Origin of the sequence: uncultured Nostoc sp., assembly GCF_964245575.1 — a bacterium.
Classification (GTDB): Bacteria; Cyanobacteriota; Cyanobacteriia; order Cyanobacteriales; family Nostocaceae; genus Nostoc.
The window spans coordinates 1-4,235 of the sequence record NZ_CAXTNP010000449.1; the positions used below are offsets into that span (position 1 = coordinate 1).

At 43.2% G+C, this 4,235-nt stretch carries 2 protein-coding genes; both read left to right on the forward strand.

From position 1 onward, the window contains the following. Positions 1 to 148 precede the first annotated feature (148 nt). Positions 149 to 1,789 carry an AAA-like domain-containing protein gene (locus ACFFAP_RS36630; RefSeq protein WP_375515801.1) on the forward strand — a complete coding sequence of 547 codons (1,641 nt, stop codon included), beginning with the start codon at positions 149 to 151 and terminating at the stop codon, positions 1,787 to 1,789. 261 nt (positions 1,790 to 2,050) lie between these two features. Beyond that, positions 2,051 to 4,235: AAA-like domain-containing protein (locus ACFFAP_RS36635; RefSeq protein WP_375515802.1), on the forward strand; the 2,185-nt coding region annotated here is incomplete at its 3' end.

The window sequence follows — 4,235 nt, forward strand, 5'->3', positions numbered from 1 at the left end:
GTATCAAAGACTCATTAATGGAGCTAAAAGACTCATTCACGAGTATCAAAGACTCGTTAACGGTAATGCACTATCAGTAATTGTCTGGTTATCTGCTGTAGTAAACTACATCTAAGTCAGAAGCCTGCATTTAATAGTTGATAGCGCTGTGAAAAAAATCCTGATTGTGTCAGCTAATCCCACGACGACAGATAAGCTACGCTTGGACGAGGAAGTAAGGGAAATTCAGTCAGGGTTGCAACGCTCTCGCAGCCGAGATAAGTTTGAACTGATTACTAAATGGGCAGTGCGTCCTGACGATTTACGGCGTGCGCTTTTGGATCACGAGCCTCATATTATCCATTTTTCCGGACATGGTGGAGGAAATCAAGGTTTAGCCTTGGAAAATAATACAGGGCAAATGCAGCTGGTGAGTACAGAGTCACTGGCAAGGCTATTTAAGTTATTTAAAGACAAGGTTGAGTGTATATTATTAAATGCCTGCTATAGCGAGGTACAAGCTGAGGCAATTTACCAACACATTAACTGCGTGGTTGGGATGAATCGGGCAATTGGGGATAAGGCAGCGATTAAATTTGCGGTAGGCTTTTATGATGCACTGGGCGCTGATAGGTCATACGAGGATGCTTACGAGTTTGGCTGTAGCGCCATTGATTTAGAAAGTATTCCAGAGTCTTCCACCCCAGTACTGAAAAGTCGGAACAATCCCAAAGGTGCTATTTGTGCCAACGAAATTATTCCAGATACCGAGATAAAACCAGTAGTCTCCTTAGAAAGTCCAGAAGGGCAGGTATCTCTAAACTCTGCGTTCTATGTGGAGCGATCGCCTATTGAGGTAGACTGTTATGAAGCGATTCTTCAACCAGGGGCCTTAATTCGCATCAAAGCTCCCCGGCAGATGGGCAAAAGTTCGCTGATGTCGCGGGTTCTTCATCATGCTAGTCAACATAGCTATCAGACTGCACTTGTAAATTTCCAGTCAGCCGATGCAGAATCTTTTGGTAATTTAGATCAGTTTTTGCAGTGGTTCTGTGCCAGCATTACTTACGAATTGAATCTACCCGATAAATTAAACGAGTATTGGAAGGGTGTTTTAGGTAGCAAGAATAAATCTACAAATTACTTTCAACGGTATTTATTACCCGCAATTAATAACCCCGTAGCTTTGGGTTTGGATGAAGTCGATGAAGTCTTCAAGCATCCGATAATTGCAGCTGATTTTTTTGGATTACTACGAGCTTGGCATGAGCGGTCAAAGAATGAAACAATTTGGAAAAATCTCCGATTGGTGATTGTGCATTCTAAGGAAGTTTATATCCCACTCAATATAAATCAGTCGCCTTTTAATGTGGGTTTACCCATTGAGTTGCCAGACTTAAATCAAATACAAGTACAAAACTTGGTACAGCGTCACAGCCTCAATTGGTCTAACTCACAAGTTGAGGAATTAATCACACTGGTGGGTGGTCATCCTTATTTAGTGCGGGTAGCGCTTTATGAAATTGCCCGTGGTAGGATGACGCTGGAAAATCTGCAAAAAATCGCGGCAACTGAGGAAGGGCCTTACAGTGACCATTTACGCCGCCATTGGCTGAATTTGCAAGAGGATGCAGAATTGCTAGCTGCGGTAAAACTTGTGATGATGGCAAATCGCGCCGTGGATGTAGGCACAACTGAAGCGTTTAAACTCCGCAGTATGGGGTTAGTTAAGTTTCAAGGCAATGAAGTAGTGCCACTGTGTGAATTGTATCGTCAATATTTTGGGCATCGCTTGGGGTTGAAAAATTAAAAAAGTACATTAGGAGTGCAATAGGACTTTCATCTCCAATTAGCATTTAATACCAATTTGAAAAAAGAATGCGACACATAGACAAAACCCTCCGCTTATCCAGGTATCACCCCCCTTAATTTTGATAGGTAAGCAAGTTGGTAGTAAGGACTTTAGTCCTTATCTTCCAAGCACTAAAGTGCTTACTACAAACCCTCAAGACTAGCTTGGATTTTGAATACTTCGACAAGCTCAGTACAAGTTTTTAATTTTGAATTGTTTATGACCCAGTACCAATATCAAGTCGGTGGTAGTCTTCCTCAAAATGCGCCAACTTATGTTAGACGGCAAGCTGACGATGACCTCTATGAAGGCTTGAAGGCTGGGGATTTTTGTTATGTACTCAACTCCCGGCAGATGGGGAAATCTAGCTTGCGGGTGCAGGTAATGCAGCAGTTGCAAACTGAGGGATTTGCTTGTGCTGCTGTTGATATTACAGCTATTGGGACGGCAGATATTACCCCAGAAGAGTGGTATGCCGGGGTGATTGATACTCTGGTGGGAAGTTTTAATATTTATCCAATTTTTGATTTAGATACTTGGTGGACTGATAACGGTTTGCTTTCACCAGTACAGCATTTGAGCAAGTTTATTGAAACAATATTACTTAAAACAATTACTGAAAAGATTGTTATTTTTATTGATGAAATTGACAGCGTTCTGAGTCTTTCATTCAACTTGGATGACTTTTTTGCAGTTATCCGCGATTGCTATAACCGACGAGCTGACCATCCTGAATATAACCGCCTCACCTTTGCTTTAATTGGCGTATCTACACCTTCAGATTTGATTCAAGACAAACGCCGGACACCTTTTAATATTGGACAAGCAATTGATTTGACTGGGTTTCAACTCCCGGAGGCGGAACCTTTGGCGCGGGGATTGGTGGCGGTGGGTGATTCTCAAGAGTTGATGCAGGCGGTGCTGGATTGGACGGGAGGACAGCCGTTTTTAACGCAAAAAGTTTGTAAATTGTTAATTGAGGAATGCCCTGTAGAGACGCGATTTATCGCGTCTTGTGCAGACGAGGAGAAATCCCAAATTCAGGGGTTGGTGGCAGGGGTGGTAAGAAGGCGGATTATTGAGAATTGGGAGACGCAAGATGAGCCAGAGCATTTGAAGACGATTCGTGACAGAATTTTGCAGAGTGGGGAACAGAGGACTGGGCGATTGTTGGGGTTGTATCAGCATTTGCAGCAGGGAGAGATAGTAGCTGATGATAGTCCTGAACAAACGCAACTGCGGCTGACGGGTTTGGTGGTGAAGCGCGATGGGAAGCTGCGAATTTATAACCGTATATATAAGGAGGTGTTTAAACAGGAATGGTGCGACAAGATTTTAGCAAAGTTGCGCCCCTACTCCGATACATTGAACGCTTGGGTTGAGTCGGAACGTCAAGATGAGTCGCGCTTGCTGCTAGGAAAGACTTTGCAAGATGCTCAAGAATGGGCAGTCGGTAAAAGTTTGAGTGACTTGGACTATCGGTTTTTAGCTGCTAGCCAAGAGTTGGAAAAGCGTGATGTGCAGAAACGACTGAAGGCAGAGGAACAGGCAAAGCAAGTTTTAGCAGAGGCGAACCATAAAGCTAATCAACGGATTCGTATTGGTTCTTTGGTGTTAGGACTGACTGGGCTGGGGGCAATTGCATCATTAATATTTGCTCAATATGAATTGGGGCAAGCAGGAACAGCAAGGGCACAAACAGATAAAGCCCAAACTGAATTAGAAAAAGCAAAAACAGAAACCGCAGCTACCAGGCAAGATAATCAGCGAATATCGGCAGACAATAAAAAAATATCACGCGACAATCAAAGGATATCGGAACAAGCGGCACAGGTAAAACGGAATCTTAATAACGTAACTTCAAAACTGAATGCTGCAAATGCCAAAGTGAATCAGGCACAGCAAAACCTGAAAGTGGCCCAAAACAAAGTAGCAGCAGCTAGCGCAAAGGCTAGTCAAGCTGAAGTACAGGCAAATCAAGCAATTCAACAACGGCAAGAGGCACAACAGCAACGTCAAAAAGCGGTTGCAGATTTAAATCGAGCAAGGCAAGAACAACAGCAGGCGCGACAACAATTACAAACTGCTCAAACTGCTCTAAATGAGGCTGTTAATGCGCGTAAAACTTCTCTTGAGGAACTAAAAAAGGCAGATGCTGCCGGAAAAATTGCTTTAACGGCTACGCGATTGGAACAAGACGGAACAAATGCGCTGCGACAGTTTTATTTAAGGGAAATTGACGGACTGCTGTTAGCGATGCGGGCTTCTAAAGAATTGAAAAGTCTGGTCAAGGATAAACAATATTTAGCAGAATATCCCGCTTACAGCCCTTTGTTTAGTTTACAGACTATTCTGCTGAACATTCGTGAACAAAATCAGTTAGAGGGGCATAGTAGTTCGGTCA